This is a genomic window from Shewanella decolorationis, from assembly GCF_004354305.1.
Lineage (GTDB): Bacteria > Pseudomonadota > Gammaproteobacteria > Enterobacterales > Shewanellaceae > Shewanella > Shewanella decolorationis.
In genome coordinates, this window is record NZ_CP037898.1 from 198,606 (window position 1) to 214,398 (window position 15,793).

13 protein-coding genes are annotated in these 15,793 nt (G+C 48.9%); 1 reads left to right on the forward strand and 12 read right to left on the reverse strand.

The window, feature by feature from the left end; all coding sequences use genetic code 11:
- Positions 1-108: 108 nt before the first annotated feature.
- The 7 genes from hypA to fdhD all read right to left on the reverse strand — a co-directional run bounded on the left by hypA (position 109) and on the right by fdhD (position 7,339).
- On the reverse strand, positions 109-465 hold the full coding sequence (gene hypA, locus EYR25_RS00885) for a hydrogenase maturation nickel metallochaperone HypA (RefSeq protein WP_023267299.1): 357 nt from the start codon (positions 463-465) through the stop codon (positions 109-111).
- Positions 465-1,484, reverse strand: coding sequence for a hydrogenase expression/formation protein HypE (gene hypE, locus EYR25_RS00890; protein WP_133178203.1), 1,020 nt, complete (start codon positions 1,482-1,484; stop codon positions 465-467). The genes hypA and hypE overlap by 1 nt, the downstream gene beginning before the upstream one ends.
- Complete coding sequence (gene hypD, locus EYR25_RS00895) at positions 1,477-2,616, reverse strand: hydrogenase formation protein HypD (protein WP_133178204.1); 1,140 nt, start codon at positions 2,614-2,616, stop codon at positions 1,477-1,479. Before hypD ends, hypE begins: the two co-directional genes overlap by 8 nt.
- 60 nt (positions 2,617-2,676) lie before the next feature.
- The gene (locus EYR25_RS00900; protein WP_023267296.1) at positions 2,677-2,922 is read right to left on the reverse strand and encodes a HypC/HybG/HupF family hydrogenase formation chaperone; all 246 of its coding nucleotides are present in this window, start codon (positions 2,920-2,922) and stop codon (positions 2,677-2,679) included.
- A complete protein-coding gene (gene hypB, locus EYR25_RS00905; RefSeq protein ID WP_133178205.1) occupies positions 2,922-3,683 on the reverse strand; it encodes a hydrogenase nickel incorporation protein HypB in 762 nt (253 codons plus the stop codon). The genes EYR25_RS00900 and hypB overlap by 1 nt, the downstream gene beginning before the upstream one ends.
- Before the next feature lie 490 nt (positions 3,684-4,173).
- Complete coding sequence (locus tag EYR25_RS00915; RefSeq protein WP_133178206.1) at positions 4,174-6,495, reverse strand: FdhF/YdeP family oxidoreductase; 2,322 nt, start codon at positions 6,493-6,495, stop codon at positions 4,174-4,176.
- The gene (gene fdhD / locus EYR25_RS00920; RefSeq protein ID WP_133178207.1) at positions 6,479-7,339 is read right to left on the reverse strand and encodes a formate dehydrogenase accessory sulfurtransferase FdhD; all 861 of its coding nucleotides are present in this window, start codon (positions 7,337-7,339) and stop codon (positions 6,479-6,481) included. Before fdhD ends, EYR25_RS00915 begins: the two co-directional genes overlap by 17 nt.
- 161 nt (positions 7,340-7,500) lie before the next feature.
- Between fdhD and EYR25_RS00925 the strand changes: the two genes are divergently transcribed.
- On the forward strand, positions 7,501-8,379 hold the full coding sequence (locus tag EYR25_RS00925; RefSeq protein WP_133178208.1) for a LysR family transcriptional regulator: 879 nt from the start codon (positions 7,501-7,503) through the stop codon (positions 8,377-8,379).
- Positions 8,380-8,383: 4 nt separating this feature from the next.
- Here the strand turns inward: EYR25_RS00925 and hypF are convergent, their stop codons facing one another.
- From hypF to hyaB, 5 genes are all read right to left on the reverse strand, one after another.
- Positions 8,384-10,903, reverse strand: a complete 2,520-nt coding sequence (gene hypF / locus EYR25_RS00930; RefSeq protein ID WP_133178209.1) for a carbamoyltransferase HypF — start codon at positions 10,901-10,903, stop codon at positions 8,384-8,386.
- Between the two features lie 72 nt (positions 10,904-10,975).
- A complete protein-coding gene (locus tag EYR25_RS00935; protein WP_133178210.1) occupies positions 10,976-12,823 on the reverse strand; it encodes a NiFe hydrogenase in 1,848 nt (615 codons plus the stop codon).
- Between the two features lie 3 nt (positions 12,824-12,826).
- Positions 12,827-13,384 (reverse strand): HyaD/HybD family hydrogenase maturation endopeptidase, encoded by a 558-nt coding sequence (locus EYR25_RS00940; RefSeq protein WP_023267289.1) that lies wholly within the window; start codon positions 13,382-13,384, stop codon positions 12,827-12,829.
- 7 nt (positions 13,385-13,391) lie between these two features.
- Positions 13,392-14,066: a Ni/Fe-hydrogenase, b-type cytochrome subunit gene (cybH, locus tag EYR25_RS00945; RefSeq protein ID WP_023267288.1), complete on the reverse strand. Its 675-nt coding sequence runs from the start codon at positions 14,064-14,066 to the stop codon at positions 13,392-13,394.
- Positions 14,067-14,087: 21 nt separating this feature from the next.
- Positions 14,088-15,791, reverse strand: coding sequence for a nickel-dependent hydrogenase large subunit (hyaB, locus tag EYR25_RS00950; RefSeq protein WP_023267287.1), 1,704 nt, complete (start codon positions 15,789-15,791; stop codon positions 14,088-14,090).
- Positions 15,792-15,793 lie beyond the last annotated feature (2 nt).

Genomic DNA, 15,793 nt, shown 5'->3' on the forward strand with positions numbered 1-15,793 from the left:
TCGAGAATGATGAATCGCTGCTAGCAGACCAATAAAATGGGCTTTAAGTAGAATACTTAAAGCCCATTTTATGACGAGCGATGGCTTGAGTTAGAAACTCACAAACACTCAGCGCTCATCCTCTTGCTCCATTTCAAGCTGCATCAGCAACATATCTTCGCCGTCCAATACCTGAGTTCGGTAACTATTGCATGCCGGACAAACGATAGAACGCTCTGCAAGCACAGATTCTTGGTGGCAGTCTAAGCATTTGATCACTAAGGGCTGTAATGTCATGCAAAGGGTTGCTTCACGGCAGATACCATCGAGCTTAAAGGTTTCAAAGGCGGTCTCGAGCAAGGTGGGTTCGACACCACTCATCACCCCGAGTTTAATATCGACGCGAGTAATTTTTGTCGCTTGATTTGCTCTCGCATGTTGCTCACATTGCTCGATTAAGGCGCTGACAATGGAATATTCGTGCATTAACAAATCCTTGGTAGCAGTTCGCCTTGAGGTAAGTCTAAGTAGCGTTTGGTATTCCAAGGCGTTCTTAAGACCACTTTTCCTGGCAATTCGTCGCTGACTGTGCCAATTATTGCCGCTCGTTCACAGTGACCAAAGCGTTGCATAATTTCTAGTGCACCAAGGGCAATATCATTTGGTACGGCGAGGATAAAAGTACCTTCATTAGCTAAATCCATGGGTTCAAACCCGTAGAGCTCGCACAAGCCCTTGACCTCATCGCAGACTGGGATACTGGCTTCGTTTACTGTGATCCCCACATTGGCTGCCGCCGCCCATTCATTTAGTACGGCCGAGAGTCCACCTCGAGTTGCATCGCGCATAGCATGAATCGGAATATTCGCCGCAATAAGCTGCTCAACCACGGGCCAAAGGGTGGCACAATCGCTTTGTAAAGCCGATTCGAGGGTCAGGCCTTCACGCGCCATCAGAATTGCGGCGCCATGGCAGCCGACATCACGGGAGACGATAATCGCATCACCGGGTGCAACATTTGCTGCCGAGATATTCGGGCGTAAAATGCGCCCAACGCCTGAGGTATTGATAAACAAGCCATCGGCGCAGCCCTTAGGCACGACTTTAGTATCGCCACAAACGATTCTTGCGCCGCTTTGTTTAAGTTCCTTCGCCATGCTGCGCACGATAGTGGTCAAGTGATTGAGCGAGAATCCTTCTTCGATGATTACGCTGCAACTTAAATACTGTGGCTCGGCACCCATCATAGCTAAGTCATTGACAGTGCCAGCAATTGCTAGCTTACCTATGTCACCACCAGCAAAAAACAGCGGCGAAACAGTAAAGGAATCTGTGGTAAAAGCGGTGGCGCCCTGTAGGTCAAGTTTTGCTGCGTCTTCTTCGCTACGAAGAATGGGGTTATCGAACTCAGCAAAAAAAAGATCGCGGATGAGTTTGTTCATCTCTTTGCCGCCACCACCGTGGCTGAGTTGAATTGCTTTATCTTTGGTCGGGAAATCAGCCATGTTGTGGCTCCTTGCTATCTATGCCTTGATAGCGGTAATAAGCATTACAAGCACCTTCTGAGCTGACCATGCAGCTGCCTAAAGGGGTTTCGGGATTGCAGCCGCGGCCAAAGACTTTACAGTCTTTTGGTTTGGCGAGTCCACGGAGAATATCGCCGCACTGGCACGCCTTGTGATCGTCAATTTCTTTGACGGGTAATCTGTCTTTAAAGCGCAATTCTGCATCTCTGTGGGCATATTCATCCTTTAATTGGAGTGCAGAGTTAGGAATCGGACCCAGACCACGCCAACGAAATTGTGGCCGAATTTGGAAGAACTGATTCACCTTGGCTTGAGCGGCGAGATTGCCTTCCTCGGATACGGCGCGACTATATTGGATATCGAGTTCAGCCTTCCCTGCGGCCTTTTGGCGTACGATGCGCAGGATAGACTCCATAACATCCACCGGCTCAAAACCGGAAACGACTACTGGTGTACCATATTGCTCAACCGCGGCGCGATAGATTTTGGCGCCACTGATCACGCTGACGTGTGCAGGGCCAATAAAAGCATTCACTCTAGCATTAGGATCGTGCATCACAGCATCAATTGCGGGCGGGACTAGGACATGGTTGATATGAAAAAACAAATTCGCCAGCTTTTCCTGTTCGGCCAGTTGCAGCAATACCGCAGTCATTGGGGTGGAGGTTTCAAAGCCGATCGCGAAAAATACCACGGTTTTATGCGGATTATCACGGGCAATTTTGAGTGTGTCTAAAGGGTCATAGATAGGGCGGATATCACAGCCCTTGGCCCTAAAACTGGCTAATGAGCCTTGGGAGCCTGGAACGCGGATCATATCCCCGAGGGTTACTAAAATCACATCTTCCTGCTGGGCAAGCACTGCGGCTTGGTCGATCCGCTCCTTAGGCATGATACACACAGGGCAACCGGGACCGTGGATAAACTCGATATTGTCTGGCAGTAAATCCAATAAGCCATATTTCATGATAGTGTGGGTATGGCCACCACAGACTTCCATAATATTAATTTGTTGCTTGAGCGAGCGGGCGATTTTAGCAATATCATCCGCAAGTGAGGCTATCGTTTGAGAATCGCGAAAGCCTTGGTAAAGTTGTTTTAATTCAAGCATGTTCAGTCCTTGTCGCAGCGATACTATATCGTTGTTATTGCGTTAAACTGCGGCTATTGCTTACTGCATGGTTTCGTTTTCAAGCTTTGAGACTATCTCTTTATAGAGTTCAAGGCTTTGCATGGCATCTTCGGGATCAATCTTGTTCATAACAAAACCGATATGGATGAGTACATAATCGCCAATCGCTAAGGGTTCCGTCATTAAATGGCTGCTGACATCGCGCCTGACCCCTAAGGTGTCAACGGTGACCGATTGGCCTTCGTGGTCAACGGCAACGACTTGTGAGGGGATAGAAAGGCACATTATTGCTGCTCTCCCACTGTGGTTTGACGAAGATTCGTCTTTAACCAGGCAGCGACAGCTTGCATGGATTCGCCCTGTTTTATTGAGACTTCCAAAATCTGCGTGTCAGGATTGAGCTTTTTCAGCTGTGCTTTGGCTTCTTCAACATCGAAATCAAAATAAGGTAATAGATCGCATTTGGTGATCAGTACTAGATCGGCGCGGCGGAACATGACGGGATATTTCTCAATCTTATCATCGCCTTCGGGAACGGAGAGCAATACGATATTTTTATGTGTACCCACATCATAGCTGGCGGGGCAGACTAAGTTGCCGACGTTTTCGACAAAGCAAATATCTAAGCCTTCAAGCGGTAAATGATGTAAAGCGCCATGCACCATAAAGGCATCAAGGTGACAGGCACTACCCGTTTGAATTTGGTGAGCCTGAATGCCCTTAGCAATCAAACGATCGGCATCGCGGGAGGTTTCTAAGTCCCCTTCAATCACGGCATAGTTGAGAGCGGTATATTCTTTTAAGTGCTCCAGTAGTGTGGTTTTACCGCTGCCAGGACTACTCATTAAATTGAAGGCGGTGATATTGTGCGCCTCAAAATGGGCGCGGTTATGGGCGGCTTCAACATCATTTTTATCGAGAATTTTATGGATCACCGACAAGGTTTTTTTATCATTGAGTTGAGGATTAGTGTGCAATTCCTGGTGATGCAGATGGCTGTGATCGTGGGAATGGCGGGGTAGAGAGCAACCGCAGTCTTTACACATCTTGTATTTCTCCTTGTCCAAGGTACGGTTTTTTATCGTTTACCTGACAATTTGGTCATGCTATCGAATAGGGTTAATTTGATTACGCTAATGTTAAGTGTGATACAAATCCTTAAAGGAATCTTTGATGTTCGTCAGGTTTATTAGGGCGAGTTGACGTTTCAGGGGTATTTTTGCGGCAGTTTGGCAGGCTTTTATGCAAGGCAAAGTCCGTGCAGTGTAGTTATTCTACATAAACGGACGATAACGCGGCAGAAACGCCAGCCAAATGCTGCCCGAAGGGTTCGTCTGGCAAGCCCTTGCTCTTACTTTCTGTCATAAGAGCCGCTCGTCATTTGAGTAGAATAACGACACATCATTCCTCGTTTCGCGAGCACGTGCTTGTCAGAACGAACAAAATCTAATCTCGAAACGGTCAACACGCCCTAGAATAAACAAAAGGCCAAAGAAATATTCTTTGGCCTTATCGTGGTGGGTAAGCTCACAATAGTTAAAGCATTGCGATAGCTATTTTTGCTTGGCTTGCTGGTGTTATAACTACAGGGATTGATTTTGAGGTCGGGGTGTAGGAACCCACGCCCACACTGTCGATGGCGACTAAGGGATTGGTCTCGGGGTAATAGGCGGCGATATTGCCCTTAGGGATTTCATAATAAATCACCATGAAGTCATACACTTTGCGCAATTTGCCATCGTTAGTGAGCGATTGGATATCGACTAACTGGCCGTCGCTAAAGCCCTGCGCCTTGGCATCTTCACTGTTCATAAATAGCACATTGCGCTTGCCCTTAATGCCACGGTATCTGTCATCCATGCCATAGATGGTGGTGTTGTATTGATCGTGTGAGCGAAGACTCTGCAGCAGCAACACTGGCAGCGTACTGGTGAGGGCCTGACTCGAACAATCGGCGAGGATGGAGTCGGGTAAAACACAGGCGCTAAATTCTGCCTTGTGGCTTTGGGTATGCCAGTCGAGCCGCGCTGCATTATTGGTTAAATGGAATCCCGCAGGGACGTTAATTTTTTGATTGTAGTCTTCAAACCCTGCAATGGTTTGCTCAATCAAATCGCGGATCAGGTTGTAGTCATCCCTTAGGGCTAACCAGTCAATTGACCTAGCATTAGGTGTACTCATTGATGGTGGTTTCACCGCCAAGGTGGCATGCGCCATGCGCGCCACAATATCGATTTCTGACAGGCACAATGGCGAGACGGGCTCGTTCATCCCGGTAGAGGCGTGCACCATGCTAAAGGTATCTTCGACGGTGATTTTTTGAATGCCGTGTTTTTGCTTATCGAGTTCTGTGCGGCCAAGACAAGGTAAAATCAGTGCATCTTTGCCGACCTGCAAGTGGCTGCGGTTGAGCTTAGTGCTGATTTGCACATTCAACTGCGTTTTTCCCATGGCGTTATAGGTAAAGGCGCTGTCGGGCGCCGCTGCGGCCAGGTTTCCGCCAAGGCAAATTAGCACTTTGCTTTGCTCACTATCTAAGGCCTTTAAGGCTTCAACCACGTTATGACCCGCACAGCGGGGTAATTGGCAGCCCAAATACTGCTCTAAACGGTCAATAAACTCGGCTTTGGGTTTTTCGTTAATTCCCATAGTGCGGTTCCCCTGCACATTGCTGTGACCGCGCACTGGGCAGAGCCCTGCGCCAGCTTTACCTATTTGGCCGCAGAGTAGATGCAGGTTGATGATTTCGCGAATGGTATCAACCGAATGTTTATGCTGAGTGATGCCCATGGCCCAGCAGCTGATCACCGTTTTGCTTTGGCTAAAGACTGTTGCGGCTTGAATAATATCGGCCTTAGACAAGCCCGATTGGGCTTCTATCTGTTGCCAGTCGGTGTGACGAACACTCTGCTCATAGTCTGCGAAAAAGGCGGTATGGGTGGCGATAAACTCCCGGTCGATACACTTTGAGTTCGACTCAAGAATATGCTTTGCCATGCCGCGAATGGCTGCCATATCGCCGCCCAGCAGCGGCGTGAGGTATTGATGACTAATGGTAGTCGCGGCAGGGGTTAATAACTCCGTTGGGCTTTGCGGGCTGGCGAATCGCTCCAGCGCCACTTCCTTTAAGTTATTGAAGGTGACAATTTTACAACCCTGTTTGGCCGCTTTACGTAGGGCATTCATCATCCGTGGATGGTTGGTGCCGGGGTTTTGCCCGAAGACAAAAATCGCCTCGGCTGCATCGAAATCGCTTAAAACGACAGTACCTTTACCGACACCAATGGCTTGCTTCAGTGCAACGCCGCTGGCCTCGTGGCACATATTCGAACAATCGGGAAAGTTATTGGTGCCGTATAGTCGGCCAAACAACTGATAGAGATAGGAAGCCTCGTTACTGGCGCGGCCCGAGGTGTAAAACTCCACTTGATTGGGATCGCTAAGGCCATTGAGCGTATCAGCAATCAGCTGAAAGGCATCATCCCAGCTGATGGGCTCATAGTGATCGGTCTTGGTGTTATAACGCATGGGTTCGGCCAAGCGGCCCTGATATTCGAGCCAATAGTCGGTCTGCTTGGCTAACTGACGCACCGAATACTGGGCGAAAAAGTCACGGTCGACAATCTTACCCGTCGACTCCCATGCCACGGCTTTGGCGCCATTTTCGCAAAACTGAAAGGTGCCTGCTTTGTTATCGCCCCAGGCACAACCTGGGCAGTCAAAGCCATCGGTTTGGTTTACTCGCAGTAGGTTTTTGATATTTTGCTGGGTCTTTTGGCTGCGCAGCACATGCTTTAAGGTCGATTGCAGTGAGGGGAAGCCGCCAGCTTTGGTCGGTTTTTCAATATGAACAGGCATAAAATTCTCCGCTATTGCATTGGCATGCAAGGCTTTCATTAAATATGGAGTAGTGGATTGGCGGATCAAACTTAGGAATATGGACAAGGTTAAGCTGATATTTCAGCGCAAGTTTCACCGCGAGCTGGCTGGGTGACGCGAGACTTATCAAATGATTGGCACCATAACGCACCGCCTTTTGGATCAACTCGCTGCTGCAGCGACTGGTCATCAGCAAAGCCTTGGCGCTGCACTTTTGCCGCAGTAGCGCGCCAATCAGCTTATCTAACGCATTGTGCCGACCGATATCTTCACGGCACTCAAGGATATTGCCAGCCTCATCCAAAGCAAAAGCCGCATGGATAGCGCCGCTGCGCTGCGCCTTAAGTTGACGTTCATGTATTTGTTGTTTGAGGCGGTCGACATGCTCAAGCACTAAGGGGGCGCAGGCAAGTAATGGCGGTAAATCTGGAAGGGCATGACCTAGGGCTTCCACACCGCAGATCCCGCAGCCCGTCGCGCCGACGAGCCGTCTTTTACGTTGTTTAAGGGCGATTAAACAGCGATTGGCCAAGGTGACATCGAGCATTACGCCGTCTTGGACGGGAGTGATATCAATCTCATGCACATCTTTGTCATGGCTGATAATGCCTTCGGCGAATAAGAACCCAATCACAAAGTCCTCAAAGTGATCGGGCGTTATCATCATGACCGCATAGCTGATGCCATTGAGGTTGATGGCGGCAGCGACCTCTTCAACCAGATGCGAGTAGCGGGCACTAGCATGTTGTGCCGTGTTTGGGTTGTATTGAGATTCAGGGCAGAGTCTTGGGTCATTCGCCGAATCGAGTGGGTGAGTTAGCACGCATTTCAACCTGAAATTGGATGTTGATCACATTCTAGGGAGGGTTTACGCGCTAGGCCAATCAAACTATTTTATGGATTGATAGAGGATTTCTATTAAACTATGGATACCGATAGAGTTTGGTTTTTCAGATTTGTCTAAAGCACTATTTCTAAATCACTATGAATATTCGCCACCTGCATTACTTCCAACAACTCGCGCAATTACAGCATTTTGCCAAAGCGGCGAACGCCTGCCATGTGACGCAACCGACACTCTCGGCGGGGATCTGCGCCCTTGAAAAAAGCGTAGGCACAGAGCTTGTGGTACGGGGTAGCCAGTTTGTGGCGCTCACCGATGCGGGACAGATCATGCTGCAATACGCCGAGAGAATGTTGCAGGAGCAGGCAGCGTTAAAGCAGGAGTTGAGCCTGTTTCGCGGCCAGCTCAGTGGCTCGTTACGGATTGGCATAGTGCCGCAATCGAGCATCGATATCATGCCGTTGATTAAATTGTTTAATCAGGCTTATCCCAATATCAGCATCAAGTTATCTGTGATGACCAATGGGCAATTGATTGAAAACCTGAGCCTGCACAAAACCGATATCGGCCTTGGATTTGATGAGCAGCTCACCGAGGCTAATCGGCGCAGCTTTGTGTTTTATCCGCAGCGGGCCAATCAAATGGCACTGTTGTCCTGTGATTCGGTTGATGACAGTGCAAGCCAGTCCTTGTCTTTAGATGACATTGGCACGCGTCCCTTAGTGCTGCTGAGTCAAAATATGCAGTTTAGAAAATACATAGATAATGCAATGGCGCAGGCGGGGATCGATTTTAATCTGGTGCTGGAAACCGACTCCTTGTTTCACTTAATCGGCGCGGTAAAACATGGTTTAGGCAGTGCTATCGTTAGCCGTGGTATTGCCGAATCGGTGGCGCAACTCTTTGGGATCCCATATCAGCTTTTGGACGGTGTCAGTTCAGGGCAAACGGTCTTTATGACCCGTAAGCACAGCATAACACCCGCAATGAAAGCCTTTATGTGTCAGCTTGAGTCTTAAACCATCACTGGTTATTGTTCACGTTTTGATGAATACCATACCAAAGCTGCCCGAGGGCGATACCGCCATCGTTGACGGGAATATGTTTGTTGGGCAGCACGGTATTGCCTTGTTCGTGCAGTTTACAGAGGCAATATTCGAGCAAATATTGATTTTGAAACACTCCGCCGCACAGCACCACGGGCAGGGCTGGAAAGCGCGCGGCATAGCCACAAATGGCATCCCCCACACTATGCAAAAAGGCGCGGGCGATCTGCTCTTGCCGATGATTCGTGAGCCGGGCTTCGGTAATCAGCGTGATTATCTGTTTAAAGAGTTGGCTACTGCGCCAGATATGCGGTTCGCGTGCCGAGCTGTCACTGGATTGATGCGTCGTGTCCAAGGGCAAATCGAGCATCAGCGTGGGCAATTGCTGCGTATCGGCCCGTCTTGCCGCCGCCTCAATTAACATGCCCGCTTGACCTTCAAATTGGGTGGTGTCGATAAAGCCTAAGGCGCAGGCGAGGGCATCGAACAAGCGCCCCACCGAGGAACTGTTAATCCCATGGCCGTTTTGCCAGATCCGATGCAGATTGCTTAAGGTTAGTGGCGTCAGGCTTTTTAGGATGGGCAAATCTAAGGCTTGTACCGCCGCTAAACTCATTTGTTCAAATAGCAAAGCGAGCAGCAATCGCACTGGCTGCTTAATTGCCTGTTCTCCGCCGAGCAAGGGAATGGCCTCGAAATGGGCAAGCCGCTCGGCACCGCTAAGGGTGGTGAGTAAGACTTCGCCGCCCCAGAGGCTACCATCATCACCTAGCCCTGTGCCATCGAAACTAAAGCCTAACACTGCATCCTGATATTGATTGATGGCCATTACGCTCAGCACATGGGCGTGGTGATGCTGCACACTAAAGGTTTGGATTGAACGAGAGTCTTCACGCAGCGTATCAAGGCGTTGCTGTTGCTGCGCCTCTGCCCAGCGCGATGGGGCATAGTCTGGGTGCTTATCGTGGACAATCAGCTCGGGGCTGAAATGATACAGGCGGGCAAAGGTCGCCAAAGTGCGCTCGAAGTACTGCTCGGCGCTGACACTAAAGAGATCGCCAATATGTGGGCTTAAAAACACATTCGAGCCAAAACCTAAGGCAATGGCATTTTTTTGTTGGGCGCCCACGGCAAGTATGGGGTGACTCAGCGGCTTGGGTAACGGAAAGCTTAAAGGCGCATATCCCCGTGCTAAACGCAGCACTTGCACCTGTGGCGCACAGCCGTTTGGCGGTTGGATAAGTTGCACTACGCTGTCATCACAGCCATTGAGGATGGGCCGATTGTGATCGACGATGGCATCGACCACATGGCCTAGTTGACTGATAAGCTCATCGCAATGGGTGATAATCGGCTCGCCCGACAGATTCGCACTGGTCGCAACTAAGGGCGCATTAAATAGCCCGAGCAGCAAATGATGCAGGGGAGTGTAGGGTAAAAAGATACCAAGTTTGGGGATGTTAGGCGCAATCTCAGGGCTTAGATCGTGCTTATGCTGTGCTTGCATCAGTACGATGGGCCGCTCCTGCGAGCTTAAGGTTTGCCACTCCGCCTGTGTGCCCGTTACATAGTGCTTTGCCATTTCGATAGTTGGCATCATCACCGCTAGGGGCTTAGCCTTGCGTTGTTTACGTTGCCTTAATTGACTGACCGCCTGAGTGTTTCTTGCATCACAGACTAAATGGAAGCCGCCAAGGCCCTTAATCGCCAGAATTTGCCCTTGGGCAAGCTTTTCGGCCGCAGCCGACAATACCGCAAGGCTGTTATCTTGCGAAGCAGACAAGGAGTGAGGTGCGAGTAACTCGCCCTGCGGCGATTTTAAACTTAATTGAGGGCCACACTTAGGGCAACTCACAGGCTGGGCGTGGTATCTGCGATTTAGTGGTTCTTGATAGGCTTTAGCGCAGTCGGGACACATGGCGAAATCTGCCATGGCCGTATGATGGCGATCGTAGGGTAAGGCATTGATAATAGTGTATCTTGGGCCGCAGTTGGTGCAATTGGTAAAGGCATAGCCATAGTGGCGATCCAGCGGATTGTGCATATCGCCTAAGCAGTCCTGACAAGTACTCTTGTCGGCCGATACGGCAACCAGCGCTGCTAAGTTATGCTCACCAGAGTCATTACTTTGGTCATCACGTTGGCTATCACTTTGAATAATACCGAAGCTAGTCTCTTCAAGCTTTACCGCTAACAGACTATGGCTAATCTGATCGATACGCGCCAGTGGCGGCGGATTGGTGGTTAGCTCGCGCACAAAGCAATCCAACTGTGCGGCGGGGCCTTGCAGCTCAATCATCACGCCATTGGCATTATTCAGCACAGTGCCGGTTAACTTAAGCTCAGTTGCCCAGCGGTATACAAAAGGGCGAAAGCCCACGCCTTGCACTATGCCCGTGATATGCAGTTGGCGGCGTTCTAGTGAAGCGCTTTGGTTAGCGGATGAGGCGGCTTTTATCAATCTCGGTCTTCTTCGCTTATCTGGTTGCATCTGCATGGAAGATAAAACACTTTATCCTCCATGCGTTAGTGCTATTTGACTATAACACTCTGATGCTTGCAGGTTTTACTAAAGGCTATTCAATTGTCGTTGTTTCACATAAAGCGCACCAACTGCAAGATTATCGCCCTCTAGTTCGAGGCTGCGATTGATCAATAGCGGGAAGTTTTTACCTAAACGCAAACTGATACGTTTACAGAGGGTTTCATTCGCTAACTCATTACCCGCTAAGGCAATGTTATGCACGCCGATATTTAAATCAATGTGTTCTAACCAATTCGCGAGGTAGTCGGCAAGAGAGTCTTGCATTGCAAAAGCCAATTGCGCCGGATCGCTGTGTCCCGCAACGCGAAAACTGAGCAGTGTACCAAGGGTTTTACACCAATTTAGGCTTCGATGTGCCTCACCTCTAGTTAGGGGATAATCGATACGTGGCGCATTTGCGCCTTGGTAACGCATGGCTGCGGCCATGAGTGCATCACTCAAATAGTCTTGTGTTTGGGTTTCTTCCTGCGGATTCAAACCAATCAAAATTGCTGCAATTGCCCATAGGCTTTGGAGATTATCGCGTCTGCCGTGAAGTTTTAGACTGAGCAGTTTTAAGTAGTCATCAGGAAACAGGCTCTTAAACTTCTGCGCGACGGCCTTTTGCGGGCTACTATCGAGTCGATGGAAAATCTCATAACCATTATCGGGCAGCTCGGGCAGGGCGAAAAACAGCGAGGTTTCCCCCTTATTATCACAGGTGACAATTTGGCTTGGATGAGCATGGCTTAAGTAAATTACCGCCGCATTTTTGGCCTGCTTATGAGTGGTCAATTTGCCATTGAGAAGCGCAGCGAACAAGGCTGAATCGGCAATAACGTGGTCATCTTCATTGCCTTGATATTCAGAGGTATTTTCCACCCTAGATAGGGATTGAACGCTCAGTAACCCTTGGTGTGAACGGGTTTTCTTATTAGCTTGCCATTGAGCCTTGAACCCTAAAAAACGTACTTCTTCCCTTAATGGCTCTGGCGCATTGAATTGCTTAATAATAGGTAATTCTGCGTGACGAGTGTCTTGACTAAAAAGTTGAGCCCAAGCACCATCGACCCAAGCTAATTGGGGTCTGTGGTGTTGTCCTTGTAGGTAAATCCAATCGATACCTTTTTGCCGCAATACTTCGGCAAGTACCAGTACCACACGACTGTAACCAAAGCAGATATCGTATAGCGGAGCGGTCAGCTTATCGTGCTCTTGGGTAGGTCTTGCGCAAATCAGTGGTTTTTCGATACTTGATAATGCCAGGACTTGATGATCTTTCAGGCAAAAATGGGCATTGAGTGTGTTGGGGTTACAAATGAGCAACTGTGGTCTTGTTGATGAATCGGTAAAGGGGGTGAGACTGAATTGCACGCCTTCGCAGGTTAACTCCAGTGAGCCTTGGCTGATAAGCTGCGTTGCCATGGCCTTGATATCCGATAGCGTAAGCGCTTTTTGCGCGCTGGTTAAGCGCTGCTCACCGTGGCAACAAGGGCAAGTTAAATCGATCTCGCCAAACTGCGCCGCCTGATTATCACCAAAGAGGGGATAGCACTGCTGGCAAAAAGCTGCGACGGATTTATCCGCTGGCTTCGCTTCTGCAGGCAAAATCTCCAATAATGTTCGTTGGCCTTGCGGCTCATCGATCACTTTAATGCCTGAATCGACGAGCCAAACAGAGATCAAAAAGTCTGCAGCAATCGCATCGGCCAATTTCTCAAGCTGTGTTTGTTCGCCTTGCGCTTCAATAAAGTAGGTTTGTGGGCCAAAGTCATTTTGGCTTTCGCAACCGATACTGATATTCAGTTCATCATAATTTAGGTATTGATTACATAAGTGCGCATACAAAGGCACCTGACGTGAGCAGGTAAAATCAAATCTGATGTTTTTCATCTTCTATATACTTTCACCAATTGTGACGCCACGTTTATAGGAATTTGGGATCAGCGAGTCGATACTATGCTCGGCAATGCGTGTCGCGGTGAACCCAAGGGAGGCTAAGTGGGATAACAAGGTTTGTTCCATCAAAGGTACTGCATCAGCAACCTTAGGTGTTAGCCCTAGTGTCATAGGTTCTAGCACGGTTGGCGTCACGCCTAATACAAAGGTTTTGGGTCTGTCGCCCACCATTTCCATCATATTGAGGGTTTGCAGCATTTCGACTTCATGGGCGCTGCCTTGCCAGTCGATTTCCTGCGGGGCTTTATCAAAATCAAAGAAATACACTTCGCCAGCTTCAACCCCGTTTGCATTCACGGTATCGACGACGATCAAATAATCGTATTGGCAAATAATCGGAATGAGTCCCTGAGCCAAGGTGCCGCCATCGAGCATCTCTAGCTGGTGGGACTCGTGTGTAAACTGATAATTTTCAGTGATGTAATTGACAAAATGTACGCCGATGCCTTCATCGGCGTACAGGACATTGCCAATACCTAGTAGCAATATCTTCATTGGACTCCTAGTGGTGTGAGTCTGGTTTTGGATAGTCATAACCAGAGACGATTGAGTCAACTGAGTTATGTTTGAAACGTATTCCTGACCAAACCGCCATATAGACGTGGATTACCACAAAGATAACGAATGCCCAAGTGAGGTAGTGGTGCCAAATTCTCACCTGTGCCAGTCCACCCATTTGTGCTGTGATCCAAGCTGCACTGCTCCAAAGCATACCACCCAAACCTTCGTGGTAGACGTTGGCATACAATACGAGACCCGTTATACATATCACAAGCGCAACAAAGGAGATTGCTACATAAGTCACAAATTGCAGTGGTCCGTAAACACCTGCTTTATGCAGATGTCCCATCCAAATGTAAGATTTCAGTTGGGTAATCCAGCTTTTTACGCTCATCACATCGCGAAATGAGCGTCGCTCGATATCACTACGACTGAAAAAATACAGGTAGAAGCGAGCCAAGGTGACTGCGGTAAGAACAAAACCGCAGATCAAGTGGGCAAAACGGATCCAACCTTGTACCAATACATCCGTGCTTTCGGGTGCCACAAGAAACGGCCAAGCAATATAGAATCCGGTGATTACTAGCACTAAAATGGTCAGCGCCCGTAACCAGTGGAAAATCCGTATCGCGGGACTAAAAACCAGTGTCCGAATGCGGGTTTCAGAATGGTTCATACTGTGTTCCCTCCCTCGTTGTTATTGACCATTGGGGCTGACACGGAACTCGCTCAATGCTTGACCTTTGAAATCCATTACGTGTACTGAACACGCCATGCAAGGGTCAAATGAGTGAATAATACGTATCACCTCAAGGGGTTTAGTGGGATCTTCCAGTTTTAAGCCAATCAAAGAGGCCTCATAGGGGCCAATCTTACCGTTCGCATCGACTGGACCTGCGTTCCAAGTCGTTGGCACTACGGCTTGATAGTTTTCAACGACGCCATTTTTAATCCGGATCCAGTGGCTCAACATACCGCGTGGCGCTTCAATCATCGCGTGGCCCACATATTCCTTATTCGGATCAATATGGGGTTTCACGTAGGTGGTTTCATCTGATTGAATATTCGTTAACAGCGCATCGAAAGTTCTGAGACCTTCCTGTGCCACAATGACTGTTTGTAACATACGCGCAGCGGTACGACCTAGGGTGGTGAACAGTGCTTCAACTGGCAGACCTGTGCGGGCCAATAACGCATTCACTGCATCCACAACCACTTTATTACCGCGGGCATAACTGACTAACAGGCTGGATAATGGGCCCACTTCCACGGGTTCGCCTTGGTAACGTGGCGATTTTACCCATGAATATTTACCATCACCGTCTAAGGTTGGCAGTTTGCCGTAAACCGTATCCCGCTCTACAAAACCAGTGTAGTTAGGAATGGTTGTACCATCGTAGGGATGCTGCGGTGCATCTGCACTGTACCAGGCATGGCTGACGTCTTCGGCAATTAAATCTGGGTTAATGTCGCTTACGCCTGCCAAGTCGCCTTTCATGATCACGCCTTGGTCGAACAGGTACTCACCATTAGCCAGAACAAAATCGTTGGTTGCCATGAAGTTTTTAACATTCACGCCGCCAAGAACGCTGGCCTCAGTGCCGAAGGCTTCTGCTGCCATCACGATATCCGCTTGGTAGGCTCGCAGGATAAAGTCGGTCACTATCGCGTGTTTTTGTTTCCATTCTTGCAGACGTGCAGGACTTAACATATCGCGAACAGAAGTCACACCACCGACAACTAATGATTGCGGATGGGGTTGTTTACCGCCAAAAATGGCGAGCATTTCAGCAGCAACCCTTTGTACTTCAAGCGCTTTCAGATAATGCGATACGGCAATCAGGTTTTGCTCTGGGGTAAATTTATAGGTGCCATTGCCCCAGTAAGCATTGGCGAATGGGCCAAGTTTGCCGGTTTCAACAAAGCCTTTAACACGCTCTTGCACGGCTCTTAATTCACCTTCACCCGCAGCAATGGGTTTATCGGTATATTTCAGGGCAACTTGCGCCGCTTTAGCGGGATCAGCACTTAAGGCGGAGACTACGTCAACCCAGTCTAAACCGTGTAGATGGTAGAAATGTACTATATGGTCATGCATATAGAGCGAGGTTTGCATTAAAGAGCGTAGATACTTAGCGTTTAATGGAATTTGTATGCCTAAGGCATTTTCCACCGCTTCAGTACCGCAGCGATAGTGCGAATAAGTACATACACCACAGATACGTTGCACAATTAGGCCCACGTCCATTGGCGTACGGCCTTTCAAAATCACTTCAATACCGCGCCACAGGGTAGAGGATGACCATGCCTTATTGATGACATTATTCTCATCAACTTCAACTTCGATACGTAAGTGACCCTCGATACGAGTGATAGGGTCGATAACAACGCGCTTGCTCATGG